Genomic DNA, 26028 nt, shown 5'->3' with positions numbered 1-26028 from the left:
GTCGACACCTGGTGGCGCGCCCTGCGTTTTATCTCCGGAGTACCTATGTTTAAACGTTTTGCACCCTTTGCCATTCTCCCATTGGTCATGACAGCAGGCGGCGCAACCGCCAACGAACTTAATCCCGACGTCAGTGTGACACTGGACGGATACTACAAACAGAACGAGACCGCGCTGTCCCACCGTGAACAGGGCTTTGGCCTGGGCCACACAGAGCTGTCCCTGTCTTCCCCGATCGATGACCTGTTCTCCGGCCGACTCACCGCCGTGTTCGAAGAGCATGACGGTGAGAGTGAAGTGCTGATAGAGGAGGCGTATCTGCAGACGAACGGCTTGCCTTACGCACTCAATGTGCGGGCAGGGCGGTTCCTGTCGCAGGTTGGCTACCTGAACGGTCGCCACATGCACGAAGACGACTTCGTCGAACGCCCGGCTGCTTATCGCGCGATGCTTGGTAGTCATTACTACGATACTGGTGCGCGCCTGAATGTGCTGTTGCCAACCCCCTTTTTCTGGCAGGTCGGCGCAGAAGCCTTTGCCGGCGACCAGCTGACCGAGGGTGACGAGGACATTGGCGTTTACACGATTAATACACGTCTCGGTGGTGATATCAGCCTGTCCCAAAGCTGGCAGCTGGGTCTTTCCTGGCTCCGGAATCGCCACGCGAAATCAGCGGATACCGGAGACGGCAGCCACGATCATGACCATGGTCATGAAGAAGGGCATGACCACGGCCACAGTCATGGTGCCGGCTACACCAGCGAAAACCTTTACATTGCCGATCTGGTCTGGAAGTGGGCTCCCAATGGCAACAACCGTGAACAACAGCTGACACTCAGCGGCGAATACCTCTACGGGGACGAGCTGAACCAGTTTGCGGCGTCTGATGATACCAATGAAGGCTGGTACGTTTCCGGCGTTTACCAGTTCGCACCCCAGTGGTCGGCGGGTGTTCGTTATGGTGAGGTGGATCTTCAGGAAGCCCACGGTGATCACTTTCACAACCAGACCCTGGAAGAAACTGACGTGATGCTGTCCTGGTCCCGTTCCCATTTCTCCACGGTACGGCTGCAGTACACCCATCAGGAAGCGACCGGCTTCAGCAACGCCGACAATACCGTGATGGTGCAGTACATTATGTCGCTTGGTGCCCACGGCGCCCATGGGTACTGATATGACACTTCGTAACGCGGTTGCGGCACTTATGTTGATAGTGGCATCCGTCCCGGCCCAGGCCCAGCTTCGTGTGTTCGCCTGTGAACCTGAGTGGGCGGCCCTGGTTCGGGCGCTGGCACCGGATGCCGAGATCACCGCGGCGACCAGTCATCTCCAGGATCCGCATTACATTGAGGCACGGCCAAGCCTGATTGCGGCGGTGCGGCGCGCGGATATTGCTGTGTGCACCGGCGCTTCTCTGGAAGCCGGCTGGTTGCCCATGTTGCTTCAACGGGCGTCGAACGCGGACATTCAGACCGGACGCGTGGGACTGTTCTTTGCGGCCGACCATGCACAGCTGCATGCGCCCCACGATCACGTGGATCGCAGCATGGGCGACGTCCACCCTGAAGGTAATCCTCATGTGCACCTGTCGCCGGATCAGTTGCCAGAGATCGCCCGGGCTCTGGCCCAGCGCCTTGGCGAGATTGAGCCGCAGCAAGCGGCGGCGATCCAGGGCCGGTATATCCGCTGGCGGGGTGACTGGAATCGGGCCAGAACCGAATGGCGGGCCAGGGCAGAGGCGCTTGAAGGGCGATCCCTTGTGGTTCAGCACTCCAGCTTCAGCTACCTGTTACGCTGGCTGGGTGTGGAGGCGGCAGCGGATCTGGAACCAAAGCCGGGGCTGCCCCCCAGTGCCAGCCACCTGAGTCAGCTTCTGGCCGATCCCGCTCTTATGGAGGCGAGCGCCATCCTGATTACCAGCTATCAGGACCCTCAGCCTGCTGAATGGCTGGCGGAGCAAACCGGGCTGCCGGTTGTGGTGGTGCCTGGCACCGTCACGGGTGAAGCACCTACAGCGACCCTGAGCGGGCTGATCAGTGAGATTATCCGTCAGATTGAGTCGGCCGAACAGGGAGCCTCTGATGGCGGAATATGAATGGCTGCTCTTGCCAGCAGCCGGCAGTGCCATGCTCTGCCTGCTGCTGGTCCCGTTGGGTTACCAGGTGATTGCCCGAGGCGTGATCTTTGCCGACCTGGCCATTGCCCAGTGGGCGGCTCTCGGCACCCTGGCCGGGCTCTATTTCCTGCCCAACCACACGCTGGCCGGGGCACCGGTCAGCAGTCTGATGTTCGCGCTTCTCGCGTCCCTGGCTGTGCACCTGATCTTCAGGTTCCTGGCGGAAGCGAAAGAAGCCTGGATCGGTATCCTCTACGTGGTCGGGGCGAGCCTGGCCGTGCTTCTGGTCAGTGGCGATCCCCATGGGGCCCAGGCGCTGCAAAGAGCTGCTTCAGGTGACCTGCTGTGGTCAAGCCTACAGCTTGTGATCGCTATGGCAATATTGGCCGCGCTCGTGTGGCTACTTGGACTCTGGCGATCGGATTGGATGGCCGGAACCACATTCCTGCCGATTTTTGCTGTTGCAGTGACCTATGCCGTCTCACTGGCTGGCGTCTACGTGGTGTTTGCGACTCTGATCATTACGCCTTTGATGGTTGGCCTGCACCTGGGCCGGCGACCATTACAGGCGGCCTTGTGTGCCATCCTGGGCCATGGTTGCGCTATCGGGGTCTCGGTGATGCTTGATGTTCCGGTGGGTCCGGCCATTGTAGTGGGGGTTCTGGCAGTGGCGGGAATGTGGATTGCAGTGTGCGGTTTTAAGTCTACATTGAATCTGTAGGCGCACAATCGCGTTGATGGTCCACAAGCATAACAAGAGGTCATTGAGATGATTTACGCACAACCCGGAAAAGAAGGCTCCGTCGTTTCCTTCAAATCCCGTTACGAAAACTACATTGGCGGTGAGTGGGTGGCCCCGGTCAAGGGCCAGTACTTCGACAACGTCACCCCGGTAACCGGTGCCGTGTTCTGTGAAGCACCCCGTTCGACGGCCGAAGACATCGACCTGGCACTGGACGCCGCCCACAAGGCCGCACCGGCCTGGGGCAAAACGTCGCCCACCGAACGTTCCAATATCTTGCTGAAAATTGCCGATCGCATTGAGGCCAACCTGGAAAAGCTGGCGGTGGCTGAAACCTGGGATAACGGCAAGGCGGTTCGCGAAACCCTGAATGCCGACATCCCTCTGGCGGCCGACCACTTCCGTTACTTCGCCGGTTGTATCCGGGCCCAGGAAGGGCACATGAGCGAAATCGACCACAATACCGTGGCCTACCATTTTCACGAACCGCTGGGTGTGGTTGGTCAGATTATCCCCTGGAATTTCCCGCTGCTGATGGCCGCCTGGAAACTGGCCCCCTGCCTGGCTGCTGGTAACTGTACTGTGCTGAAGCCTGCCGAGCAGACTCCGGCCAGTATCCTGGTACTGATGGAAATCATCGGCGACCTGTTGCCACCGGGCGTAATCAACATTGTTAACGGCTACGGCATTGAAGCTGGCCAGGCCCTGGCCACCAGCAAGCGCATCGCCAAGATCGCCTTTACCGGCTCCACCCCGGTGGGTTCGCACATCCTCAAGTGCGCGGCTGAAAACATCATTCCGTCCACGGTTGAGCTGGGTGGCAAGTCCCCGAACATCTATTTCTCTGATGTGATGAAGGCAGAGCCGGAATTCATCGATAAGTGTGTGGAAGGCCTGGTGCTGGCATTCTTCAACCAGGGGGAGATCTGTACCTGCCCATCCCGGGCCCTGGTCCAGGAAGACATGTTTGAGGAGTTCATGCAGAAGGTTATTCAGCGCACCAAGGCCATTAAACGTGGCAATCCGCTGGATACCGACGTTCAGGTGGGTGCCCAGGCCTCGAAGGAGCAGTTCGACAAGATCATGTCGTACATGGAAATCGGTCGCCAGGAGGGCGCGGTGGTGCTGACCGGCGGTGACCGTGAGCATCTGGAAGGCGAGTTCAACAACGGCTTCTACATCCAGCCGACCTTGTTCAAGGGCGACAACAAGATGCGTGTGTTCCAGGAAGAAATCTTTGGGCCGGTGGTGGGTGTCACCACCTTCAAGACCGAGGAAGAAGCCCTGGCCATTGCCAACGACACCGAGTTCGGCCTGGGTGCCGGCGTGTGGACCCGCGATACCAACCTGGCCTACCGCATGGGCCGCAACATCCAGGCCGGCCGGGTCTGGATGAACTGTTACCACGCTTACCCGGCTCACGCCGCGTTCGGTGGTTACAAGAAATCCGGTATTGGCCGGGAAAACCACAAGATGATGCTGGAGCACTACCAGCAGACCAAGTGTATGTTGACCAGCTACGACACCAACCCTCTCGGGTTCTTCTGAATAATGTGGGTGCGCGGCCGCGGGTTTCCGTGGCCGCTTTGTTCGTCCAACTTTATATTTTGTAGACACTTGGTCTAATTTTTGGGATGTTAATTAGACGATCGGTCTAATTAAGGGTGATGGATGAATCAGCTACCAGTAAAGCGCCGACGGGGCAGACCGCCCAAATTCTCGGCAGCGAGTTATCAGAACACCCGGGATGCCTTGATTCAGGTGGGCCTGGGGGTGCTGACAGAGAAGGGCTACTCCTACACCGGCATAGACGAAATCCTGCGCCAGGCGGGAGTGCCCAAGGGCTCCTTCTACCATTACTTTGACAACAAGGAAGCTTTTGGCGCGGCTCTGATTGAAGCCTACGGGCGTTTTTTCGCCAACAAGCTGGAGCGTTCTTTATCCGACAGCAATCTCAGCCCCCTGGCGCGCATCCAGGCATTCGTAGACGATGCCAGGGCCGGTATGCACAGGTTCGGTTACCGGCGGGGTTGCCTGATCGGCAACCTGGGCCAGGAAATGGCCGCACTGCCGGAAAGTTTTCGAAGCTTGTTGCGCGAGGTATTTCAAGACTGGGAAGCCCGGGTCGCCCGGGTTCTCGAAGAAGCCCGACAGGCTGGCGAAATCTCAGGACATACTGAGCCGGAGCAGATGGCAAAGTTTTTCTGGATTGGCTGGGAAGGCGCAGTTTTGCGCGCCAAGCTTGAGCAATCCCCGCAACCGCTGGATCAGTTTGCCGAGGGTTTTATGGCGCTGGTTCGCAGTTGCTGATTCACGAAGTTCAATTCACGTTACTAGAATCCCTGGAGGCAACATGTTCAAAGCAATCCTGATTGAAGGCAGCCGTGGCGACCAACAGGTATCGCTGAAGTCCGTAGACGAGGCTCAGCTACCCGAAGGCGATGTGACCATTGATGTCGCCTACAGCACCCTGAACTACAAGGATGCCCTGGCCATTACCGGTCGCGCGCCCATCGCGAAAACCTATCCGATGGTTCCGGGCATCGACTTGGCTGGCGTGGTGACCGAATCGTCCAATCCCGACTTCAAGGCTGGAGACGAAGTGGTTCTCAACGGCTGGGGCGTGGGTGAGAAACACTGGGGCGGGCTGGCCCAGAAAGCCCGGTTGTCAGGTGACTGGCTGGTCCCGCTGCAGGCGCCATTCACGGCCCGCCAGGCCATGGCCATCGGCACTGCTGGTTACACCGCCATGCTGTGTGTCATCGCCTTGGAAAAGCACGGCGTTAAGCCAGAATCCGGCGACATCCTGGTAACCGGTGCTACAGGTGGTGTTGGCAGTGTGGCGGTCGCCATTCTGACCAAGCTGGGCTACTCGGTGACTGCGGTAACGGGCAGGCCGGAAGAGGAAGCCTACCTGAAATCCTTGGGCGCCAAACAGATTCTGGACCGGGCCGAGCTGAGTGAGCCGGGCAAACCGCTGGCCCGGGAAACCTGGGCCGGTGCAGTGGATGTGGCCGGCGGCCAGGTACTGGCCAATGTTTGTGCGGGTATGAAGTATCACGGGGTAGTGACCGCGTGTGGTCTGGCGGCCGGCATGGATTTCCCGGCGACGGTGGCGCCTTTCATTCTGCGTGGCGTGACCCTGTGTGGCATCGATAGTGTGATGGCGCCGAAAGCAGACCGGGTGTATGCCTGGAAGCGCCTGGCCGAGGATCTGTCTCCGGAACTGCTGGACAGCATGATCACCGAAGTGGCCTTTGATGATGCCATCGACGCCGCTGGCCGGCTGATGGATGGCAAGATTCGAGGCCGGATTGTGATTCCCGTGGCCGGGTAATTCCGGCCCGTCTCCCTAACGATACAAAGAAACAGAGGACGTACCATGCCAGCACAGAACGAATTGCCCATCAGCCGCTTCCCGGTGCCCGAGCTGGATGCTCTGCCGGAGGATATCCGCAGCCGCATTCTCAAGGTTCAGGAGAAGTCCGGTTTCATCCCCAATGTGTTCCTTGCGTTGGCGCACCGGCCAGCGGAGTTTCGGGCGTTCTTCGATTACCACGATGCCTTGATGGAAAAAGAGAGCAACCTCACCAAGGGTGAGCGTGAAATGATCGTGGTGGCCACCAGCAATCTGAACCAGTGCCAGTATTGTGTGGTGGCACACGGGGCAATCTTGCGGATCCGGGAAAAGAACCCGCTGGTGGCCGATCAGGTGGCCGTGAATTATCGCAAAGCCGATATCACCGAGCGTCAGAAGGCCATGCTGGATTTTGCTGTGAAGGTTTCCCAATCAGCGTACGAAGTCAACGACAGCGATTTTCAAACGCTGCACGAGCATGGCTTCACCGATGAGGACGCCTGGGACATTGCCGGCATCGCGGCCTTCTTCGGCCTGTCCAACCGCATGGCCAATGTCACCAGCATGCGCGCAAACCCCGAGTTCTACTCCCTGGGACGCTAGGTGTTAACGGCGCTCTCCCTCGATACTTTGTAATTTGTAGACGCTCTGGTATTCGGAGCGGCTACACTTACTGGCAGGCCAACCAGTAGGGAGAGCGTCCATGTATTCATCAGATAACAGCCTCACCAACCACGAAGTCACCATCTGCCTTGCCGGCGGCGCCGTGCTGGGGCCGTTCAATGCCACCTGGAGCCAGGACTCCGGCGGTGATGTGAGGGAGCTGGTGCGCCAGTACGATGCCTTTCTGCAGGGCGAGAAGCAGAGCCGCTTCAAGTTTCACCTGCACGACACCTACACCAATACCGTGCACACACTGATTCTGAATTTTGAGCAGGTGACCGGCATCTGCGACCATGTCCGCCTGAAATCCCATGGTAACGGCACCTGAGGGCCGCTGTGGGAAGCTATCGAGCGTGACATAAGGAGGATGTGATGACCGAGTTCAGAACTGAAAAAGACAGCCTGGGTGAGGTCCGGGTACCGGCCAGTGCGCTCTGGGGCGCGCAGACCCAGCGTGCGGTGGACAATTTTCCGGTCAGCGGGCAGCCGATGCCGCCCGAATTCATTGCCTCTGTGGTTCAGGTCAAACGTGCGGCGGCCCAGGCCAACGCGTCACTGGGCTTGCTGGAGCCGGAACTGCGTGATGCCATTTGTGACGCCTGCGACCGGTTGCTGAAAGGGGAACATGCGGATCAGTTTCCGGTGGACCGTTACCAGACCGGCTCCGGTACCAGCACCAACATGAACGTGAACGAGGTGATCTCGGCTCTGGCGCGCGAGCAGGGCGTGGAGGTAAATCCCAATGATCACGTCAACATGAGCCAGAGTTCCAACGACGTGATCCCGACTGCGATCCATGTCAGCGCAGTGCTGGCAGTGAAAAGCCGGCTGCTGCCGGCGCTGTCGCATCTCCGGGGAGTGATCTACGGCCGGGAGGCTGAACTGTCCGGGCAGGTGAAGACCGGGCGCACCCATCTGATGGATGCCATGCCGGTGACACTTGGCCAGGAGCTCAGAACCTGGCGGGAACAGGTCGCGGCGACCGAGCTTCGCCTTGAGCGGGCCATGGAGGACCTGGCGGCACTACCGCAGGGCGGTACCGCGGTCGGTACCGGGGTGAATGCCGCGTCGGAGTTTGCTGGCCAGTTTGTGAAGTTTCTGAAGCAGAATACGGGCTATCCGTTCCGGTCGCTGGAGCACAAGTTTCTGGGGCAGAGTGCGGTTGATGCGCCTGTGGCATTGTCTGCCCAGTTCCGTGGTGTGGCCGTGGTGTTCACCAAGATCGCCAATGACCTGCGCTGGATGAATAGTGGGCCGATCCATGGTCTGGCGGAAATCAACCTGCCGGCCTTGCAGCCGGGCAGCAGCATCATGCCTGGTAAGGTGAATCCGGTGATACCGGAATCGGTGGCGATGGTGAGTGCCCAGGTGACCGGGCTGGATGCGGCTGTCGCCATGGCGGGCCAGTCCGGCAACTTTCAGTTGAATGTAATGCTGCCACTGGTGGGCGCAAATCTGCTGGATATGTGCGGGTTGCTGGCCAATGCCTCGAACCTGCTGGCGGACAAGGCCCTGCAAGGGTTCACCGTTAACACCGAAAACCTGAACGCGGGGGTGGGTCGAAACCCGGTTCTGGTGACGGCATTGAACCCTGAAATCGGCTACGCCCTGGCCGCGGATATTGCCAAAGAGGCATACCGTAGCGGGCGCCCGGTTATCGACGTTGCCGAGGAGCGGAGCGGATTGAGCCGCAAACGGCTTGAGGAATTGATGAACCCGCTCAAGCTGACCCGGGGCGGACTGACCTGATCTGGCCGGCTGTTGACAGGGGAAAGCAGAGTGCTGTTGTCGCTTGAGTTGTTTGTCATGCTGGTGCTGGCCAACGGGTCTCCGGTGGTTGTGGCGCGGTTGTTTCATCAGCATGGCAGCTGGCCCCTCGATGGTGGCCGGCTGTGGCGCGATGGCCGACCGCTGCTGGGGCCCAGCAAAACCTGGCGTGGGCTGGTTTCTGGCGTTCTGACCTGCGCGCTGTTCGCCCTGTGGGTGGGTCTGGGCTGGTTGTTCGGAGCGCTGTTTGCTTTCCTGTCGCTGTGGGGCGATATGCTCAGCAGTTTCACCAAGCGCCGTATGGGATTGGCTTCCAGCGCCAGGGCGGTCTGGTTGGATCAGCTGCCCGAGGCGCTGTTACCTATGGTGATGGCCTGGTACTGGCTGCCGCTGCCACTGTGGGAGGCGGTCGCCGTTGCCCTTCTGTTCGCATTGTCCAATATGTTGTTCTCTCCGCTGTTTTACCGCCTCGGTATACGTAAACAGCCACACTGAACTCAGGGCCCGCGAGTGAGGGTGTGAATGGTCACTTCCGGGGGGCAGTTCAGACGCACATTCAGGACCGAAGTGCCGGCTCCCGGTGAGGTGTAACCCTGCATGCCGTTCACCTGCCAGAGCCCGCGGCCAAGGCGCCTCGGGCAATCGGAGTCGAGCGTCAGCGGGATGCCGCCAGGCAAACAGAGTTGCCCACCGTGGGTGTGGCCGCAGAGGAACAGGTCGTAACCGGCATGGGCGGCTTCCCGCCAGATTTCCGGCGTATGACTGAGTAACAGGCTGATTCCCCCTGCGGGTATATCGTCGCCGGCCCGGTGCAGGTTGTGAACCTTGTAGTAGTGGGCATCGTCCACGCCGGCCAGGTACAGGCGACTGTCGCCCCGCTCCAGCGGCACCATTTCATTCATCAGCAGGCGATAGCCCATGTCTTCAAGAGCCGGCACCATTCGTACACTGTCGTGGTTGCCCAGCACGGCATAGGCGTCGCCGTGAATGGCCTGGCGCAGTCTGGCCATACCGTCCAGAGCATCGTCTACAGGGCCCCAGGTGCGTTGGCGGTAATCGCCGGTCAGAACGCACAGATCGTAATCCAGCGGGGCGATTTGCCGTATAACTGCCTGCAGGTTCGCTTCGTCCATATCGACATGCAGGTCGGTCAGGTGAAGGATGCGGAAGCCTTCGAAGGCCGATGGGAGATCGGGCAACACGAAGGTGTTGTGCTCGGTGGTCAGTTTCAAACTGTTGGCCTGAGCCCGGCGTAGCAGGCCCACGGCCTTCAGGCAGAAACGAATCAGTCCCGGAGCGTTGGTCAGGTTTTCCAGATGGAACGAGCGCTTGTCCCGCCCGAACACCCGGGCTTCGGTTTCCCGCTCAATGCCGAGGCGTTGACGGGCATGGACGGGCCCGAGCCTCAGGCTCAGGCGGTAGTGGAGCAGCTCGTCCTGATCTTCCGATACGCGAACCCTTGCGGTCATGCTGTTATCCCTGATGCCGAGCGGAACCTTATCAGTGGTTCCTGTCTTAATTATGGTTGTTGCCCTGGGTAGTGCAAATTACAGGTGCTGATTTGGCTTTTCAGTATTGAGACGCCACAATCAGTGATCATTCGACGATGTATAGTGTACGGAGTGGCCCATGACCGATGCATGTAATCTGCCCGGCCTGAGTGTTCCCAGGAGTCGTTTCCCGGACCCTGAACAGGATCTGCCTGAAGCGGCCGGTGAGTCCCGGCTGGTGTTGGCGGGGGGCTGTTTCTGGTGTGTGGAAGCGGTCTTTCTGGCGGTTGACGGTGTTCAACGTGTGACCTCTGGTTATGCCGGCGGTGAAGCCAGTACCGCGAATTACGAGGCGGTCTGTACCGGGAAAACCGGGCACGCCGAAGTCATCGAGGTGCATTATGATCCGGCACGGGTCAGCTTCGGCCAACTGCTGAAGCTGTTCTTCTCGGTGGCCCATGATCCCACCCAGCTCAACCGACAGGGTAACGATGTCGGCAGCCAGTATCGCTCCGCGATATTCTATGAGACCCCAGAGCAGCACGATGTAGCCGAGGCGTATATCCGCCAGCTGGATGCCGCCGGCGTGTATCAGGATCGCATCGTGACCACCCTGGAGCCCCTGGAAGCCTTTTATCCGGCCGAGGAGCACCACCAGAACTTTGCCGCCCGTAATCCCTGGCAACCATACATCATGGCGGTAGCGGCACCGAAGATGGAAAAACTGGCCAACACCTGGCCCGAACAGCTGAAGCCCGAATTCAGCAAAGACGACCTGGACCAGGCTTGAGGAGGCTCCGATGTCTGTATCTGCAGCAGGCTATGACCTGACACCGTTAACCCGGGCAGAAGTGGAAGCCCGGGCCGAGCATCTTTCTGAGGAAGAACGCCGGGTGCTGCTTGATCACGGTACCGAGCGTCCCTTCTGTGGCACGTTGCTGGATAACAAAACGTCCGGCACCTATCACTGCCGGTTGTGTGATCTGCCGCTGTTCAGTTCCGATTCCAAGTTTGATTCCGGCACTGGTTGGCCAAGTTTTTTCCAGCCCTTCGACCCGGAGCATATCCGATACCTGGAGGACTCCAGTCTTGGAATGACCCGTATCGAAATTCGTTGCCCCCGTTGCGACAGTCACCTGGGCCACGTGTTCCCTGATGGGCCGCCACCTACCGGGCAGCGTTATTGTCTGAACTCCATTGCAATGGTGTTCTCTGAATCGAACTAGAGTCTGAATATCGCGAGCTCTTTGTTGCGGCTATAATGCGCCTTTCTTTTTAGGGCCGACCATCTGAAATCGGCTCTGGTGAAAGGTGATCGATGGTCAGACTGAAATTAAACCCGCTCACTGAATCGGCTACCCTGCTCCGACGTGCCGGCGTCGTGATTGGCTCCGTGGGGCTGACGGCGCTGTATTCGCTCTTGATCCTGTTGCGGGCGCTTTTCGGACGCCTGAACCGGCCGATTGTCGACAAATATTGCCGGGAATGGTCGGCGGCGTTGTTGCGGCTGGTTCGGGCGAGCCTGGTTGTTCGCGGAGAAGTGCCGGATTTCAACGATGGCCGGCGCTACATCATCATGAGCACCCATGCCAGCCACTACGACATCCCGGTCAGTTTCGTGTCGCTGCCAGGTTCAATCCGCATGCTCGCCAAAAAGGAGCTGTTCAGCATTCCTCTGCTGGGGCAGGCCATGAGGGCTGCCGAGTTTCCATCTATTGACCGTTCCCGTCGAAACCGGGCGGTGAAGGATCTCGAGAAAGCCCGTCAGATGATGGAAAGTGGCATTGTGTTGTGGGCAGCCCCGGAAGGGACCCGCTCTCCGGACGGTCAGCTGTTACCCTTCAAGAAAGGCTGCTTTCACCTGGCCCTGGATACTCAGGCTGTGATTGTACCGGTGGCGATTCGGGGGATTCATCGGGTGCTGCCCGCGCGCACCTGGCAGATTAACCTGGGGCAGCCGGTGGATGTGCGGGTGGGCACCCCCATCGACACGGCAGGAAAAAGCAAGGACGACATTGCGGAGATTATGGCGGGCGTGCGGGAGAATCTGGAGGAATTACTGGGCAATGGCGAGGCAGAATAAGCTGCCCCGCCGGCGATGCTCAGGCGGCGGAGACCACGGTAGAGAACAGATAGCCGGTGTAACCGATGTAAACGGCCAGCAGCAGGGCACCGTCAACCCTCGATACGAGCTTGCGCCAACCGGTCAGGCCGAAGCCCATGACCAGAAGCGCCAGAGTCAGGCCCAGCATTAACGTCCAGTCCCGATACAGCACCTCAGGGTCTACCGACAACGGTTGAATCGCCGCGGCGAGCCCCACCACGGCCAGGGTGTTGAAGATGCCTGAGCCCAGGATGTTGCCCAGAATCAGGTCGTGCTCGTTCTTCTTCACGGCGGCAATAGCTGAGGCCAGCTCCGGCAGGGATGTGCCGATAGCGACAATGGTCAGGCCTATGATCAGATCACTCACACCCAGGCTCTGGGCAATAGCGACCGCACCCCACACCAGAAGCCTTGAACTGACAATCAGCAGAATCAGCCCGATCACCAGCCAGATAATTGCGGTTTTCAGGGGCATGGGGTGGGCAACGATTTCGGACTCAGCATCCCCTCCAAGCGGGTCAGCTTTGCCACGTATCCCCTGATAGATGGACCAACCCATGACCGCGGCAAAGACGCCCAGAAGCACCCAGCCATCCAGTCGGCTCAGCTCTCCGTCGATCAGTTGCGCACCGGCAATCAGAGTGAGTACGACCAGTAGTGGCAGTTCTTTGCGGATCACCTGTGAGTGCACAGCGATCGGCGCGATGATGGCGGTCAGGCCAACAATCAGGGCGATGTTGGTGATATTGGAGCCGTACCCGTTTCCGAGAGCCAGGCCGGGGTTGCCGTCAGACGCAGCCATGGCAGAGACCGCAAGTTCCGGAGCAGAGGTGCCGAAGCCGATAATGACCATGCCGATCAGTAGCGTAGGCATGCCCAGGTGTTTCGCGGTGGCGGCGGCTCCTTCCACAAATTTGTCCGCGCTCCAGACCAGCAGGATCAGGCCGGCAATAACGGCACCGATGGCCATCAACATAGAGAAACCTCAAAAAGATTAACGTCGGAAACTCCGGCCCATGGCCCGGAGGAAAGTGTTTGGCGCACAAGATACCGTATTAGGGGGCGATTGGTCAGCACTGAGATGCGCGCCGTTGCAGGTAACTACGGATGATCCAATGGTTGGGCGCCGGGGTATCAGACTAAAGTGGCGCTGATATTGTTAACAAAACACGAGACAATCCCGGCAAAACGATAAGATGACGGGCAATGTGCCAACATACCGGTAATCGCACCACTGGTGCCAGCCGTGCCCGCAACCGACACGCATCAATTGATAATCGCAATTTATTCTTTCGGCGAAAATCGGGATAATTGCGCGCAATTTCAGACCGGAAGCTCACGGCAGCGCCGTCTACCTCGCGCCAGGCCGGCTTCCGACAGGCCACTTTGCTGATCGTGGAGTGGCAGCAGGCTTCAACACTAAGCTAGGGTGAAAACCAATGGCCGTTAGACAGGCAGATGTAGTGCTGGTCGGTGGGGGCGTCATGAGCGCGACCCTCGGCATGATGCTCAGGCAGCTGGATCCGTCCCTGGACATCGTCATGGTGGAACGTCTTGACCACGTTGCCCATGAGAGCACCGACGGATGGAACAATGCAGGTACCGGGCATGCCGGTTACTGCGAGCTGAACTACACCCCCGAAACCGATGATGGCGATGTCGAGATTGAGCGGGCGTTGAAAATCAATGCCCAGTTCGAGGTGTCGTTGCAGTTCTGGTCTTACCTGGTGGAGCAGGGCATCCTGCCGGAGCCGACTTCTTTCATTAATCGTACGCCACACCAGAGTTTCGTCTGGGGCGAGAAAGACGTGGCGTTTCTAAAGCGCCGTTACGAGCGTCTGAGCGGGCACCACCTGTTCCAGGAAATGGAATACACGGAAAGCCCGGAGGATCTCGAAGAGTGGATGCCGCTGGTGGTTCGCCACCGTGATCCTATGCAGCGTGTGGCCGCGACCCGAATCAAACATGGTTCCGACGTGGATTTCGGTTCACTGACCCGAAGCATGGTGAAATGGCTGGAAACCCAGCCCAACTTTGAACTGATGCTCAGCAGCCCGGTGCACTACATTGATCAGCGCGACAATGGCCGCTGGAAACTGCGGGTGAAAAACCAGAAAACCGGCGAACTGACCAAGCTGGAAGCCGGTTTCGTGTTCCTCGGTGCTGGTGGTGGCGCGCTGCCGTTGCTGCAGAAGTCTGGCATTGATGAGGCCCGCGGTTACGGTGGCTTCCCAGTCAGTGGTCAGTGGCTGGTGTGCCAGAAGCCGGACATCGTCAAGGAGCACCATTCTAAAGTGTACGGTAAGGCACCGATTGGCGCGCCGCCGATGTCTGTCCCGCACCTGGATACCCGCATCATCAATGGCGAACCTGCCCTGCTGTTCGGACCGTTTGCTGGCTTCACCACCCGCTTCCTGAAGCAGGGCTCCATCTTCGATCTGATTGGTTCGGTGCGCGCTACCAACCTGCGCCCGATGCTGTCAGTCAGCAAGAGCAATATGGACCTCACCCGTTATCTGATCGGCGAAGTGTTCCAATCCCATGCCGACCGTGTGAATTCCCTGCGCAACTTCTTCCCGGATGCCCGTGAAGATGACTGGAAGTTGCAGATGGCTGGCCAGCGGGTGCAGATTATCAAGCAGACCGAAGAGGGTGGTGGCAAGCTTGAGTTCGGCACCGAGATTGTCGCAGCTAAAGACGGCACCCTCGCCGCCTTGCTGGGTGCCTCTCCCGGGGCTTCTACTGCGGCTAACGCCATGATCAATGTGCTTGAGCGCTGCTTCCCGGAGAAGATCAGGAGCGAGCAGTGGCAGTCCCGCATGAAGGAGCTGGTGCCATCCTATGGCCAGTCTCTGGTGGATAATGAGGAGCTGCTCAACAGCGTTCGTGAACGGACCCTGTCAACGCTCAAGCTCAGGTAATGCTATCCTCTTGATTTGAGAATTCTCAGATCAAGAGGACAGTTATGGCCAATGATCATCGACAGGCGCTTAACGGCGCCGAAGTGTTTATCCGGGCACTTGAGAATGAGGGCGTAAAATACATTTTCGCCGTGCCCGGTGAAGAGAATCTCGCGTTCCTGGAAGCGTTACGCAATTCCAGTATCCGTCTGGTGCTGAACCGGCACGAACAGGCTGCCGGCTTCATGGCGGCGACCTATGGGCGACTGACCGGCCAGGTGGGGGTTTGCCTGTCCACCCTCGGGCCGGGCGCCACCAATCTGGTGACGGCCGCGGCCTACGCCCAGCTGGGCGGCATGCCCATGATGATGATCTCCGGGCAGAAGCCCATCAAGTCCTCCAAACAGGGGCTGTTCCAGATTCTGGATGTGGTGGATCTGATGCGGCCGCTCACCAAATACACCCGCCAGATCAGTAACGCCAACACCATCCCCGCCAAGGTTCGTGAAGCCTTTCGCCTTGCCTCGGAAGAACGCCCCGGTGCTGTGCACCTGGAGCTGCCTGAGGACATTGCCGAGGAATCCGCCGAAGCGGGCATTCATATCTTTAATCCCAGTGATGCCCGCCGGCCAACGGCCAGCGAGAAGAGCCTGGATATGGCCTGTGACATGCTGCGCAGGGCCCATCATCCACTGATCATGATTGGTGCCGGCGCCAATCGTAAACGGGTATCCAAAGCCTTGCTGCATCTGGTGGATGTGACGGGCATTCCGTTCTTCACCACTCAGATGGGTAAGGGCGTGATTGATGAGCGTCACCCCCGTTACATGGGGAATGCGGCCCTGTCCGCCGGCGATTTTGTTCACTGCGCCATCGACCGGGCGGATCTGGTGATTAATGTTGGCCACGATGTGGTGGAAAAGCCCCCGTTCTTCATGACGCCGGGCGGTAAAAAAGTCATCCATGTGAATTTCAGCGGAGCCGATGTCGATCCGGTGTATTTTCCGCAGCATGAGGTGGTGGGTGACATTGCCAACAGTGTGGAGTACATGGCCGAGCACTGCGGACAATGTGCCAACCACGATTTCACCGGCCTGATGGAAGTGAAACAGGCGGTCGACAAGCATCTTCAGGAACGGGCCACCGATGACCGCTTTCCGGTGATCCCCCAGCGCATTGTCCACGATGTGCGATCCGTGATGCCGGATGACGGCATCATTGCGCTGGATAATGGTATGTACAAACTCTGGTTTGCCCGTAACTACCCGGCTTACGACAACAACACCGTGCTGCTGGACAATTCTCTGGCCTCCATGGGCGCGGGCCTGCCCAGTGGTATGATGGCGGCCATGCTCTATCCGGAACTGAAGGTCATGTCGATCTGCGGCGATGGCGGCTTCATGATGAACAGCCAGGAGCTGGAGACGGCTGTTCGCCTTGGTCTGAACCTGGTGGTGCTGATCATCAACGACAGTGCGTATGGCATGATCAAATGGAAGCAGGGCCAGGATGGCTATGAAGATTTCGGGCTGGATTACCGCAACCCGGATTTCGTGAAGTACGCGGATTCCTACGGTGCCATTGGCCACAGGGTTACCCGTACCGAGGAGTTGCGCCCGACCCTCGAGCGCGCACTGGAGGCCGGTGGTGTCCACCTGGTGGATGTGCCGGTGGACTACAGCGAGAACCGGCGGGTCTTTGATGAAGAGCTGGCGGAGCTCACCTGCCGGCTTTAGCCGGCCTGGGCAGCTCCACGCAGCATGGCCTGTAACAGTTCATCTGCGTCAAACTTGGTCAGGGCCTCGTTGGCCCCGACCTGATTGGCGTAGCTCAGGCTCATCTCACTGTTCAGTGAGGTATGCAGGATAATGTAGGGTTGCTTGAGGCTGGCGTTATCCCGGACATCGAAGGTCAGCTCGTAGCCATCCAGCCCCGGCATCTCGATGTCGCTTACCAGAATCTCGATCGGGTGCCCCAGCTCGTGCTCTCTGAGCATCACCTGCAGGGCTTCATCGCCATTGGTGGTGACGTGGTAGCTGATGCCTTTGCTGTCCAGTACATCGCTCAGCTGTTTACGGGCCACCTGGGAATCGTCTACCAGCAGGATATTCAGAGACTTGAGCGTTTCGCTCTGAAGATCTGACAGTACAACATCCTGGGCATCCAGGGATTCCGGATACACCTTGGCCAGCAGCAACTCCACATCCAGTAGCTGGATAATGTCGCCATCCACATCCAGCAAGCCAGTAATAAAGGCATTGGTGCCCAGAGCCTTGGGCGGCGGCATCACGCTCTTCCAGTCTGTCTCGATAATCTGCTGAACACTACGCACCAGAAAACCGATTTCCTGGCGCTGGATGTCGGTAACAATGATGGAGGCTTTTTCCTGCTCCTCGCGGGTAAGCGCCGGGTAGCCTACGGCCGCAGACATATCAATGACCGGCACGGCCGAGCCCCGGAAGGTTGCGGTTCCGATCACGGCATGGTGGCTGTGGGGCAGTTTGGTTAATCGCTGAAACGGAAGTATTTCCCGGATTTTCAGAGTGCCAATGCCAAACAGCCGCGAGCCGAACAGGCGGAACAGCAGGAGTTTCTGGGACTGCTTCGCTTTGCTGGACATAAACCGATCCTTGCAAAAAAGATAAAAGCTCCTTGCCGGAGCTCACGGTAATGATTCGTGCACTGACGACCACAAAACAAGGTGCCAGCGATCAAAAGGTTATGTAGCAATAGTAGCAGCTTTATACGCAGCCATTCGTTATCAGCTTTGTATCAAATGGTGACAGGTTTTCAGCCCGTTCGGCTACCAGGGTAGGCTGGTGATCACAAGCCAGCCGGTGCCACCGGTGGTGGCGACGGCAACCAGAGCCAGCAGCCCGTCCCGGGCGACAATGGACAGCCCGAACGCCATCAGCGCCAGGCCACCGCCATTGGCACTGAAGGGGATAAGTTCCATCATCGGCATGGCAGCGGCCACCGCCATGCAAATCAGTGCCATCAGATACTGGCCTGCCCCGGAAACCAACCAGGGTAAGCGCCGCCGGGTCCAGCGATCGACAAATGCCGCCGGTTTGTCTGCCCATTGCAGGCCTTTAAACAGTGTCTGTTTGGAAATATGGCGGTTCGATAAACGGGAGGGAATCCAGACTGAGCGACGCTGGAACAGCAGCTGCCCCAAGGTGAGCAGAACCAGCAAGCCCAGTAAGGTGGGTACGCCGGGAATGTCGCCAATAAGCGGCGCCACCGTTACCAGGCCGGCCAGCAGGACCAGCGGGCCAAAAGAGCGCTCACCCACTGCGGTCATCAGATCCCCAACCGACACTCGGTCCTGATCCCGGGTATGGTCACGGATTCTGGCCACCAGCTCTGTGAGGCTTTCCGGGTCGTCTGGATGATTCACTGGGTGGACTCCCTCAAAAGAAGGAAATGCTCAATCAGTCGGATCATCAAGGTTTTCTGATTTGGCAGACTTTCGGCCGCCAGCAGGGCCAGGGCCACAAGGGTGTTGTCGTTAATCAATTGTTCCACTGGTCTAGCCAACAAAGCGGCTTTACGGCGCAGGTACCACAAAAATAGAAATGAGCCGCAGCGTTTATTGCCGTCGGCCAGCGGGTGATTCTTGATTACAAAGTATAGAAGGTGAGCTGCGCGTGTGGCGACGTTCGGATAAAAGAGTTCATCACCAAAGCCCTGCTCGATAGTCGCCAAAGCAGATGCCAGACCGACACCCCGTAACTGGCCGAACAGTTCCGTGGCGTCGCCTTTGGCCATCAGAGTCTGTTTAAGCTCGTTGATGGCTTTCACTGCCTCGTCCAGCCCCAGAGTCTGTATATTTGGTTGCCTAATACCGACTTCGGCAAGCTGCTGCTCGTCATAGCCTTGCAGCAAGCTCCAAGAGCGGGCGTAATCGCTGATCACCCGGGCGACGGCTTCTCCCTCGTTGGATACCAGGCCCTGGTTAGTGAGAGTGCGGCTGAGCAGGTCAACGGCTTGCTCGAACTCGATGCCGTGCTCCGCCAGACGGCGCTGGTTTAGGGTATAACCCTGAATCAGGTGGTCCTTGAGTACCTGGGTAGCCCACTGACGAAACTGGACACCACGCTGGGACTTCACACGATAGCCAACGGAAATGATAACGTCCAGTGAGTAAGAGGTAACGGGCTTGTCTGATTCAGCCAAACGGTTTCTTGGCCAATTGCCACTTCCAGCTGTGCCTGATCATCTTTTGATGTGAAGATTCTTACTTGATTTTGAGTCATGACATTTCCTTGTCGCTTTTTGCAAATCGATCAGATGCTAAGGGAAAACGGAAGGCCAGAAACGAAAAAAGCCCCTGAAATCAGGGGCTTTTCTCTTGCAAGGTGGTGGTGGAACACGGAGCCGAACCCGCGTCCGCATCCCGATCCAGATAGTAATGCCTTGACCTTGAGGGTGCGGATTCGACGATCTGGCCGCGTGGTACATCACAGGGGCGGATCAGTTCGAGCGATCTCTCCCCAGTCATGTTCAAACGTGAACGGCCGGGCGTGGCCGACAGTGTGCTGGATTCTGAGCACGCGGGCTTGTCCTGGGTCGGTGGTGTGTTCCAACACGTAATTGACATGCATCAAGTCATTGGGGGAGGCGGCTTGATAGCTGGAAAAAAGTGCCCACAGTGTGTAAGTGTGTGCAATGATCTGCAACAGATGAGCCGGAATGACAGGGTGTGCGTGGTGGAGCCATGAAAACAAGCCAGGATGCAATCCTGACGCTCGACGAACTGGCGGCGTACTTGAAGGTCGGCAAGCGCAGGCTTTACCGCCTGGCCGCGCAAGCGGAGATGCCGGCGTTCAAAGTGGGTGGGACATGGCGGTTTCGGCGAAACGACATCGATCGCTGGATTGCAGAGCGATCGCGACCTGCGACGCGAAAAGGAGGTGATGCGCGAAGATGAACAGCTCTGCTCGGACAGGTGTGCCGTATTGCCTGCGGGCCTAACCGGTCTGAACAGGCAAGCGGATTCGGTTTTTTCAATTAGCTCTGGAGGTGTGACATGAGTTTCGATCTGAAGAAATTGGCTCCCTGGAACTGGTTCAAGAATGAACAGGAAGAGCTACAAGCTGCTGCCTCGCTGCCTGTGCAGCGTAGTGATCAGCCGGTGGCTGGAGGCGCGGTCAGTCCGATCTTGCAGTTGCATCGCGAGATTGACCGGCTGTTTGATGACGCATTCCGCGGGTTTGGTTTTCCGGCGCTGGCGATGCCGCGCTGGCCGGCAGAGTGGCCGGGCATGCTGAAGCCGGCCGTGGATATCCAGGAAACCGACAAGCAGTACAGGATTGCTTTGGAGGTTCCAGGCGTCGAGGAGAAGGATATTCAGATCACGCTCGACAACGACGTGTTGGTGGTGCGCGGTGAAAAGCGCCAGGAGCAGGAGAAGAAAGATGGTGGCTTCCATCGGATCGAGCGGTCCTACGGCAGCTTTCAGCGTGCCCTGAACCTGCCCGGTGATGCCAACCAGGACACGATCAAGGCGGACTTCAAGAATGGCGTGCTCACCATCACGATGGACAAACGCGAGGCCAGTGCACCCAAGCAGGGACGTTCCATTCCCATCAACAGCTGAGCTCCACTGGCTCTACTCGCGTACTTGATCCATCAACTCGCAGACGATGTGCCATGACACGTGGCACATCGCTGCCTCAACAACTTCAAGAGCATCAGCATGGCCAGAAAACAATGCCAAGTCTGCGGCCAGCCCGCCACGGTGCGAGTGGAAGCCAACCTCAATGGTCGCCACAGCACCATGCTGCTCTGTGACAATCATTATCGACAACGCGTGCGCCAGCAGAAGCGCACTGTTTCTCCGCTGGAAGCCTTGTTTGGCGCGCGCAGCGGTCTGTTTGAGGACTTTCTGGGCAACGACTTTTTCCGTATTGGTGACGAGTCGACGACTGTTGCTGCCGATGCCGATGCCGATGCCGATGATGTGGTCGATGCCTCCTTTGGCGAACCGGCTTCGGCGGGGTCAGGTGCACCGCGCCGTCGAGGCGGCGGACTCGCTAGCCGCATCAGCGAGCAATCAGAGGCGTTGCTTCAGGAAGCCGCCAAGTATGCGGCCGAGTTCGGTCGTCCGGAAGTGGATACCGAGCACCTGCTTTTGGCACTGAACCACAGCGACGTAATCAAGACCATCCTTGGTCAGTTCAAGATCAAGGTCGATGATCTCACGCGACAGATCGAATCCGAAGCCAAGCGCGGTGACCAGCCGTTCGAGGGCGAAATTGGCGTGTCGCCGCGCGTCAAGGATGCACTGAGTCGTGCTTTCGTGGCGTCCAACGAACTGGGTCACTCGTATGTCGGCCCGGAGCACTTCCTGATCGGCTTGGCAGAGGAAGGCGAAGGATTGGCCGCCAACCTGCTGCGCCGATATGGCCTCACACCGCAGGCGCTGCGTCAACAGGTGAGCAAGGTGGTCGGCAAGGGGGCCGAGGACGGTCGCGCTGAGACGCCGACCAACACACCTGAGCTGGACAAGTACTCGCGTGACCTCACCAAAATGGCGCGTGACGGCAAGCTCGATCCGGTCATCGGCCGCGCACAGGAGATTGAGACCACCATCGAGGTGCTGGCCCGGCGCAAGAAGAACAATCCGGTGCTGATCGGCGAGCCGGGAGTGGGCAAGACAGCCATCGTCGAGGGGCTGGCGCAGCGCATGGTAGCCGGCGAAGTGCCCGAGACATTACGTGACAAGCGCTTGGTGGAGCTGAATACCAACGCGATGGTCGCAGGGGCCAAGTACCGGGGTGAGTTCGAGGAGCGTGTACAGAAGGTGCTCAAGGAAGTGACCGAGCACCAGGGCGAACTCATCTTGTTCATCGACGAGGTGCACACCATCGTTGGTGCGGGCCAGGGTGGCGGCGAAGGCGGGCTCGACGTGGCCAACGTCTTCAAGCCGATGATGGCGCGTGGTGAACTCAACCTGATCGGTGCCACCACGCTCAACGAGTACCAGAAGTACATTGAAAAGGATGCCGCGCTGGAGCGTCGCTTCCAGCCGGTGATGGTGCCCGAGCCGACGGTAGCACAGACCATGATGATCCTTCGTGGTCTGCGCGACACCTTCGAAGTGCACCACAAGGTCAGCATTACGGAGGACGCGATCATTGCGGCCGCTGAGCTCTCTGACCGGTATATCACGGCACGCTTTCTCCCCGACAAAGCCATCGACTTGTTGGATCAGGCCGCCGCACGCGTGAAGCTGTCGGCCACGGCGCGCCCGGTGGCTGTGCAGGAGCTTGAATCCGAACTGCACCAACTGCGCCGCGAGCAAGACTATGTGGCGGCACGCAAGCAGTACGACAAGGCTGCTGAACTTGGCAAGCGCATCGAGGCCAAGGAAGCCGAACTCAAGAAGCTCGTCGAAGACTGGGAGCGAGAGCGTGCTTCGGGCAGCGCCGAGGTTAAAGCCCAGCACGTAGCGCAGATCGTGTCGCGGCTAACCGGCATCCCGGTCAACGAACTGACGGTAGAGGAGCGCGAAAAGCTGCTGCACTTGGAGCAACGTCTACACGAGCGTTTGGTGGGGCAAGACGAGGCCGTGCGGGCGGTGGCCGACGCGGTACGACTGTCACGGGCAGGGCTGCGCGAAGGCAGCAAGCCGGTGGCTACGTTCCTCTTCCTCGGCCCGACCGGCGTGGGTAAGACCGAACTCGCCAAGGCTTTGGCTGAAGCCATCTACGGCGATGAGGGGGCGCTCTTGCGCATCGACATGTCTGAGTACGGCGAACGCCATACCGTCGCACGTTTGGTAGGTGCACCTCCGGGCTATGTCGGTTATGACGAAGGCGGACAACTCACGGAAAAAGTACGTCGCAAACCGTACAGTGTGTTGCTGCTCGATGAGATCGAGAAAGCACATCCCGATGTCTACAACATCCTGTTGCAGGTCTTCGACGATGGGCGCCTTACCGATGGCAAGGGACGGGTGGTGGACTTCACCAACACCATCATCATCGCCACATCTAATCTCGGCTCTGACATCATCCAGCGGCGCTTGAAGGCTCGCGATGCCGCAGGTGAGGAGTACGAAAAGACCAGGGCCGAAGTGATGGACGTGTTACGCGGGCACTTCCGCCCCGAGTTTCTCAACCGCATCGATGAGATCATCGTATTCCACGCCCTGGGCAAGGAGGAGATTCGCCATATCGTCGGCCTGCAGCTTGAGCGCGTGGCGCGCAACGCGGCCAGCCAAGGAGTAACACTGACTTACGACCAGGCGCTGATCGACCACTTTGCCCAAGAAGGCTACAAGCCCGAGTTTGGGGCGCGTGAACTCAAGCGATTGATTCGCAGCGAGTTGGAAACCGCGCTGGCGAGGGAAATGCTCGGTGGAGGCATCGGCAAGGACGATCACGCCAATGCACGCTGGGACGAGAAAGCTGAGCGCGTGAGCTTCGAGCGCAAGGAGCCGCCGGAGGCCCAGGTCGGGACGGAGAAACCCGACGAAGCCAAGACCGCCGAAGAGCCGCAGAGCGATACGGGCAAGACAGCGCGCAAGAAGAAACCGTCGAGCGGGCAAAAATGATGCATCGGGAGGCTCTAGTGGCCAACTCTAGCGCAGGGCTGGTACGGGTAGTCTCCCTTTCATCACTCGCGGCCACTGTCACCAAGGCGACGGGACATTGCGCCTTCGTGCAGTGGGTGGCGCGGCTCCTTACTGGCGGGTGCTTGCGCATTGAGTCAGCCTATGCGAGTGCCTGGGAACGCTGCGTACGCCCGCTTCCGATCCGGTTGGGCAACGGATTGGCGCGTCTGTTCGCACCCAATCCTTAGCGACTCGATTCTTGAGGGATGCCGATTATGGAGAAGAAAGATCAATGGAATATCGGTTACTGGATCGTCGCGATCCTCTTGTTGCTCATGTTGCAGGACTACTGGCAGGCGGCTCAGACGATCGAGCCCGTACCATACAGTGATTTCGAGAAGGCGCTGGCGGAGGGGCGTGTCGCCGAAGTGCTGGTGTCGGATCGCACGGTCACCGGGCGCCTGAAAGCGCCTGACAGCCGCGGCAAGACCACGATCGTAGCGACCCGCGTCGAACCCGACCTCGCAGATCGCCTGTCGAAATATGACGTGCCCTATGCCCGTGTGGTGGAAAGCACCTGGCTGCGTGATGTGCTCTCCTGGATTCTGCCGGCGGTGGCCTTCTTCGGCGTCTGGTTCTTTCTGTTCCGCCGCTTCGCCGAGAAGCAGGGCATGGGTGGCTTTCTGAGCATCGGCAAGAGCCGTGCCAAGGTATTCATGGAGAAGAACACTGGCGTGACCTTTGCCGATGTCGCTGGCGTCGATGAAGCCAAGGCGGAGTTGGTTGAGATCGGCGATTTCCTCAAGAATCCGCAGGAGTATGGACGGCTCGGGGCGCGCATCCCCAAGGGCGTGTTGCTGGTCGGCCCACCGGGCACCGGCAAGACATTGCTGGCCAAGGCTGTTGCCGGCGAGGCGGCGGTGCCCTTCTTCTCCATCTCCGGATCAGAATTTGTCGAGATGTTCGTGGGCGTGGGTGCGGCCCGTGTGCGCGACCTGTTCGAACAGGCGCGTGCGCAGGCGCCGGCGATCATCTTCATTGATGAGCTGGATGCTTTGGGTCGCGCACGCGGTGCCGGAGGACCGATCGGTGGACACGACGAGCGTGAGCAGACGCTGAACCAGTTGCTCACCGAAATGGATGGCTTCGACAGCTCGGTCGGGCTGATCATCCTTGCAGCCACCAACCGGCCGGAGATCCTCGATCAGGCCTTGCTTCGCGCCGGTCGCTTTGACCGTCAGGTGCTGGTGGACCGTCCCGACAAGACAGGTCGCCTGGAAATCCTGAAGGTCCATGTCAAGAAGATCACCCTGGCCCAAGGTGTAGATCTGGAACAGGTGGCGGCGCTGACCACCGGCTTTTCCGGCGCTGATCTGGCCAATCTCGTGAACGAAGCAGCGCTGAACGCGACGCGGCGCAAGGCGCAGGCTGTGGAACTGCAAGACTTCACCGCCGCCATCGAGCGCATCGTGGCCGGTCTGGAGAAGAAGAACCGCGTGCTCAATCCAAAGGAGCGGGAAACCGTGGCCTATCACGAGATGGGGCATGCACTGGTGGCGCTGGCGCTGCCCGGCACCGATCCGGTACACAAGATTTCAATCGTTCCGCGTGGCATCGGTGCACTCGGCTACACCCTGCAGCGGCCCACCGAAGACCGATTTCTGATGACACGTGCCGACCTGGAGCACAAGATCGCCGTGCTCCTGGGCGGGCGTGCGGCTGAGAAGCTCGTGTTTGGCGAGCTGTCCACAGGGGCTTCAGACGATCTCGCGCGGGCCACCGACATCGCCCGCGACATGATTACGCGCTTCGGCATGGATGAGAGCTTGGGGTACGTTGCTTTTGAGGCACAGAGGCCGCGTTTTCTTGATGCGCCTGAACTGGCACAGGGTGGCTGCCGGGTAGCCGAATCGACTCAGGCACGCATCGACCAAGCCATCCGTGACATTGTGATGGGTGTGTTTGATCGTGCATACCGAATTCTCGAAATTAACCGAGATGTGCTGGAGCGGTGCGCGCGCGAACTGCTCGCACGGGAAACGCTGGATGAATACAGCATCCGGGAACTGACGCAAGGGCTACAGCTCGAATCCCCAGGCCCAACTGCCGGAGCCATGACTTCCTCTGTGTCCCAAGGACCCACCTCATGAGTGACAGCGTTCATATCGTCTGCCCACACTGCCAATCCATCAATCGCGTGCCAGCCAACAAGTTGGCAGAGAAGCCCAATTGCGGGCGGTGCCAGCACCCGCTTTTCACCGGGGAACCCATCGAGCTGACTACAGCGACGGTAGAGGACATCACCGATCTCACGAGGGTAGAGCA

The 26028-nt window shown here is 59.0% G+C and carries 24 protein-coding genes and 1 pseudogene; 20 read left to right on the top strand and 5 right to left on the bottom strand.

Annotated features, from left to right (window positions below):
* Positions 1-45 precede the first annotated feature (45 nt).
* The 10 genes from OZ656_RS17660 to OZ656_RS17615 all read left to right on the top strand — a co-directional run bounded on the left by OZ656_RS17660 (position 46) and on the right by OZ656_RS17615 (position 9141).
* A complete protein-coding gene (locus OZ656_RS17660; RefSeq protein ID WP_278351122.1) occupies positions 46-1173 on the top strand; it encodes a hypothetical protein in 1128 nt (375 codons plus the stop codon).
* Position 1174: 1 nt separating this feature from the next.
* Positions 1175-2095: a metal ABC transporter solute-binding protein, Zn/Mn family gene (locus tag OZ656_RS17655; RefSeq protein ID WP_278351123.1), complete on the top strand. Its 921-nt coding sequence runs from the start codon at positions 1175-1177 to the stop codon at positions 2093-2095.
* Positions 2082-2837, top strand: a complete 756-nt coding sequence (locus OZ656_RS17650) for a metal ABC transporter permease (protein WP_278351124.1) — start codon at positions 2082-2084, stop codon at positions 2835-2837. Before OZ656_RS17655 ends, OZ656_RS17650 begins: the two co-directional genes overlap by 14 nt.
* A gap of 48 nt (positions 2838-2885) precedes the next feature.
* Complete coding sequence (locus tag OZ656_RS17645) at positions 2886-4406, top strand: aldehyde dehydrogenase family protein (RefSeq protein WP_379944752.1); 1521 nt, start codon at positions 2886-2888, stop codon at positions 4404-4406.
* A gap of 123 nt (positions 4407-4529) precedes the next feature.
* Positions 4530-5168 carry a TetR/AcrR family transcriptional regulator gene (locus OZ656_RS17640; RefSeq protein ID WP_379944751.1) on the top strand — a complete coding sequence of 213 codons (639 nt, stop codon included), beginning with the start codon at positions 4530-4532 and terminating at the stop codon, positions 5166-5168.
* 43 nt (positions 5169-5211) lie between these two features.
* Positions 5212-6195, top strand: a complete 984-nt coding sequence (locus OZ656_RS17635) for an MDR family oxidoreductase (RefSeq protein ID WP_379944750.1) — start codon at positions 5212-5214, stop codon at positions 6193-6195.
* Between the two features lie 45 nt (positions 6196-6240).
* Entirely contained in the window at positions 6241-6819 is a 579-nt protein-coding gene (locus OZ656_RS17630; protein ID WP_379944749.1) for a peroxidase-related enzyme, read from the top strand.
* 100 nt (positions 6820-6919) lie between these two features.
* A complete protein-coding gene (locus OZ656_RS17625) occupies positions 6920-7207 on the top strand; it encodes a hypothetical protein (RefSeq protein ID WP_379944748.1) in 288 nt (95 codons plus the stop codon).
* A gap of 44 nt (positions 7208-7251) precedes the next feature.
* The gene (locus tag OZ656_RS17620; RefSeq protein ID WP_286714514.1) at positions 7252-8628 is read left to right on the top strand and encodes a lyase family protein; all 1377 of its coding nucleotides are present in this window, start codon (positions 7252-7254) and stop codon (positions 8626-8628) included.
* Between the two features lie 30 nt (positions 8629-8658).
* Positions 8659-9141 carry a CDP-archaeol synthase gene (locus OZ656_RS17615; protein WP_011786816.1) on the top strand — a complete coding sequence of 161 codons (483 nt, stop codon included), beginning with the start codon at positions 8659-8661 and terminating at the stop codon, positions 9139-9141.
* A gap of 2 nt (positions 9142-9143) precedes the next feature.
* On the opposite strand, the gene OZ656_RS17610 is transcribed toward OZ656_RS17615, so the two are convergent.
* Positions 9144-10115 carry a metallophosphoesterase gene (locus OZ656_RS17610; protein ID WP_023009663.1) on the bottom strand — a complete coding sequence of 324 codons (972 nt, stop codon included), beginning with the start codon at positions 10113-10115 and terminating at the stop codon, positions 9144-9146.
* A gap of 160 nt (positions 10116-10275) precedes the next feature.
* Here OZ656_RS17610 and msrA point away from each other — a divergent pair, with 160 nt between their 5' ends.
* The 3 genes from msrA to OZ656_RS17595 all read left to right on the top strand — a co-directional run bounded on the left by msrA (position 10276) and on the right by OZ656_RS17595 (position 12219).
* Entirely contained in the window at positions 10276-10926 is a 651-nt protein-coding gene (gene msrA / locus OZ656_RS17605; RefSeq protein ID WP_286714515.1) for a peptide-methionine (S)-S-oxide reductase MsrA, read from the top strand.
* 10 nt (positions 10927-10936) lie between these two features.
* Positions 10937-11362, top strand: a complete 426-nt coding sequence (gene msrB / locus OZ656_RS17600; RefSeq protein WP_114433894.1) for a peptide-methionine (R)-S-oxide reductase MsrB — start codon at positions 10937-10939, stop codon at positions 11360-11362.
* Between the two features lie 92 nt (positions 11363-11454).
* Positions 11455-12219: a 1-acyl-sn-glycerol-3-phosphate acyltransferase gene (locus OZ656_RS17595; RefSeq protein WP_199452746.1), complete on the top strand. Its 765-nt coding sequence runs from the start codon at positions 11455-11457 to the stop codon at positions 12217-12219.
* A 19-nt stretch (positions 12220-12238) separates the two neighbouring features.
* Here the strand turns inward: OZ656_RS17595 and OZ656_RS17590 are convergent, their stop codons facing one another.
* The gene (locus OZ656_RS17590; protein WP_011786811.1) at positions 12239-13216 is read right to left on the bottom strand and encodes a calcium/sodium antiporter; all 978 of its coding nucleotides are present in this window, start codon (positions 13214-13216) and stop codon (positions 12239-12241) included.
* 463 nt (positions 13217-13679) lie between these two features.
* On the opposite strand from OZ656_RS17590, the gene mqo reads away from it, so the two are divergent.
* Together mqo and OZ656_RS17580 are read left to right on the top strand one after the other, a co-directional pair.
* On the top strand, positions 13680-15161 hold the full coding sequence (gene mqo / locus OZ656_RS17585; RefSeq protein ID WP_286714516.1) for a malate dehydrogenase (quinone): 1482 nt from the start codon (positions 13680-13682) through the stop codon (positions 15159-15161).
* Positions 15162-15205: 44 nt separating this feature from the next.
* Positions 15206-16876, top strand: a complete 1671-nt coding sequence (locus OZ656_RS17580) for an acetolactate synthase large subunit (RefSeq protein ID WP_199452740.1) — start codon at positions 15206-15208, stop codon at positions 16874-16876.
* On the opposite strand, the gene OZ656_RS17575 is transcribed toward OZ656_RS17580, so the two are convergent.
* The 3 genes from OZ656_RS17575 to OZ656_RS17565 all read right to left on the bottom strand — a co-directional run bounded on the left by OZ656_RS17575 (position 16873) and on the right by OZ656_RS17565 (position 19319).
* Positions 16873-17760, bottom strand: coding sequence for a chemotaxis protein (locus tag OZ656_RS17575; RefSeq protein WP_199452738.1), 888 nt, complete (start codon positions 17758-17760; stop codon positions 16873-16875). The genes OZ656_RS17580 and OZ656_RS17575 overlap by 4 nt on opposite strands.
* Positions 17761-17943: 183 nt before the next feature.
* Positions 17944-18540 carry an exopolysaccharide biosynthesis protein gene (locus OZ656_RS17570; protein WP_379944747.1) on the bottom strand — a complete coding sequence of 199 codons (597 nt, stop codon included), beginning with the start codon at positions 18538-18540 and terminating at the stop codon, positions 17944-17946.
* Entirely contained in the window at positions 18537-19319 is a 783-nt protein-coding gene (locus OZ656_RS17565) for a virulence protein RhuM/Fic/DOC family protein (RefSeq protein WP_272999227.1), read from the bottom strand. Before OZ656_RS17565 ends, OZ656_RS17570 begins: the two co-directional genes overlap by 4 nt.
* A 541-nt stretch (positions 19320-19860) precedes the next feature.
* On the opposite strand from OZ656_RS17565, the gene OZ656_RS17560 reads away from it, so the two are divergent.
* The 5 genes and pseudogenes from OZ656_RS17560 to OZ656_RS17540 form a co-directional block, all read left to right on the top strand.
* Positions 19861-20073, top strand: coding sequence for a helix-turn-helix domain-containing protein (locus OZ656_RS17560; RefSeq protein ID WP_272999226.1), 213 nt, complete (start codon positions 19861-19863; stop codon positions 20071-20073).
* A 99-nt stretch (positions 20074-20172) separates the two neighbouring features.
* Positions 20173-20742: an Hsp20/alpha crystallin family protein gene (locus OZ656_RS17555; RefSeq protein ID WP_272999225.1), complete on the top strand. Its 570-nt coding sequence runs from the start codon at positions 20173-20175 to the stop codon at positions 20740-20742.
* Between the two features lie 99 nt (positions 20743-20841).
* Positions 20842-23703 carry a heat shock survival AAA family ATPase ClpK gene (gene clpK / locus OZ656_RS17550; RefSeq protein ID WP_379944746.1) on the top strand — a complete coding sequence of 954 codons (2862 nt, stop codon included), beginning with the start codon at positions 20842-20844 and terminating at the stop codon, positions 23701-23703.
* A gap of 275 nt (positions 23704-23978) precedes the next feature.
* Positions 23979-25853: an ATP-dependent zinc metalloprotease FtsH gene (gene ftsH / locus OZ656_RS17545; RefSeq protein ID WP_278351131.1), complete on the top strand. Its 1875-nt coding sequence runs from the start codon at positions 23979-23981 to the stop codon at positions 25851-25853.
* Positions 25850-25993, top strand: a pseudogene (locus OZ656_RS17540) (thiol reductase thioredoxin); the annotation flags it as partial. The gene ftsH and the pseudogene OZ656_RS17540, both read left to right, overlap by 4 nt.
* Positions 25994-26028: the final 35 nt, after the last annotated feature.

The sequence above is a fragment of the Marinobacter sp. LM1 genome (assembly GCF_042763285.1).
GTDB lineage: Bacteria > Pseudomonadota > Gammaproteobacteria > Pseudomonadales > Oleiphilaceae > Marinobacter > Marinobacter nauticus.
This window is presented reverse-complemented; position numbering and strand designations above follow the sequence as displayed.

Excerpts from the sequence above, each read along its gene's own strand:
- msrB (WP_114433894.1), top strand. The coding sequence starts at position 10,937 with ATGTCTGTATCTGCAGCAGGCTATGACCTGACACCGTTAACCCGGGCA.
- mqo (WP_286714516.1), top strand. The coding sequence starts at position 13,680 with ATGGCCGTTAGACAGGCAGATGTAGTGCTGGTCGGTGGGGGCGTCATG.
- clpK (WP_379944746.1), top strand. The coding sequence starts at position 20,842 with ATGGCCAGAAAACAATGCCAAGTCTGCGGCCAGCCCGCCACGGTGCGA.
- OZ656_RS17580 (WP_199452740.1), top strand. The coding sequence starts at position 15,206 with ATGGCCAATGATCATCGACAGGCGCTTAACGGCGCCGAAGTGTTTATC.
- OZ656_RS17640 (WP_379944751.1), top strand. The coding sequence starts at position 4,530 with ATGAATCAGCTACCAGTAAAGCGCCGACGGGGCAGACCGCCCAAATTC.
- OZ656_RS17620 (WP_286714514.1), top strand. The coding sequence starts at position 7,252 with ATGACCGAGTTCAGAACTGAAAAAGACAGCCTGGGTGAGGTCCGGGTA.
- OZ656_RS17590 (WP_011786811.1), bottom strand. The coding sequence starts at position 13,216 with ATGTTGATGGCCATCGGTGCCGTTATTGCCGGCCTGATCCTGCTGGTC.
- OZ656_RS17635 (WP_379944750.1), top strand. The coding sequence starts at position 5,212 with ATGTTCAAAGCAATCCTGATTGAAGGCAGCCGTGGCGACCAACAGGTA.
- OZ656_RS17630 (WP_379944749.1), top strand. The coding sequence starts at position 6,241 with ATGCCAGCACAGAACGAATTGCCCATCAGCCGCTTCCCGGTGCCCGAG.
- OZ656_RS17575 (WP_199452738.1), bottom strand. The coding sequence starts at position 17,760 with ATGTCCAGCAAAGCGAAGCAGTCCCAGAAACTCCTGCTGTTCCGCCTG.
- OZ656_RS17595 (WP_199452746.1), top strand. The coding sequence starts at position 11,455 with ATGGTCAGACTGAAATTAAACCCGCTCACTGAATCGGCTACCCTGCTC.
- OZ656_RS17610 (WP_023009663.1), bottom strand. The coding sequence starts at position 10,115 with ATGACCGCAAGGGTTCGCGTATCGGAAGATCAGGACGAGCTGCTCCAC.
- OZ656_RS17660 (WP_278351122.1), top strand. The coding sequence starts at position 46 with ATGTTTAAACGTTTTGCACCCTTTGCCATTCTCCCATTGGTCATGACA.
- OZ656_RS17555 (WP_272999225.1), top strand. The coding sequence starts at position 20,173 with ATGAGTTTCGATCTGAAGAAATTGGCTCCCTGGAACTGGTTCAAGAAT.
- OZ656_RS17560 (WP_272999226.1), top strand. The coding sequence starts at position 19,861 with ATGAAAACAAGCCAGGATGCAATCCTGACGCTCGACGAACTGGCGGCG.
- msrA (WP_286714515.1), top strand. The coding sequence starts at position 10,276 with ATGACCGATGCATGTAATCTGCCCGGCCTGAGTGTTCCCAGGAGTCGT.
- OZ656_RS17625 (WP_379944748.1), top strand. The coding sequence starts at position 6,920 with ATGTATTCATCAGATAACAGCCTCACCAACCACGAAGTCACCATCTGC.
- OZ656_RS17645 (WP_379944752.1), top strand. The coding sequence starts at position 2,886 with ATGATTTACGCACAACCCGGAAAAGAAGGCTCCGTCGTTTCCTTCAAA.
- ftsH (WP_278351131.1), top strand. The coding sequence starts at position 23,979 with ATGGAGAAGAAAGATCAATGGAATATCGGTTACTGGATCGTCGCGATC.
- OZ656_RS17655 (WP_278351123.1), top strand. The coding sequence starts at position 1,175 with ATGACACTTCGTAACGCGGTTGCGGCACTTATGTTGATAGTGGCATCC.
- OZ656_RS17650 (WP_278351124.1), top strand. The coding sequence starts at position 2,082 with ATGGCGGAATATGAATGGCTGCTCTTGCCAGCAGCCGGCAGTGCCATG.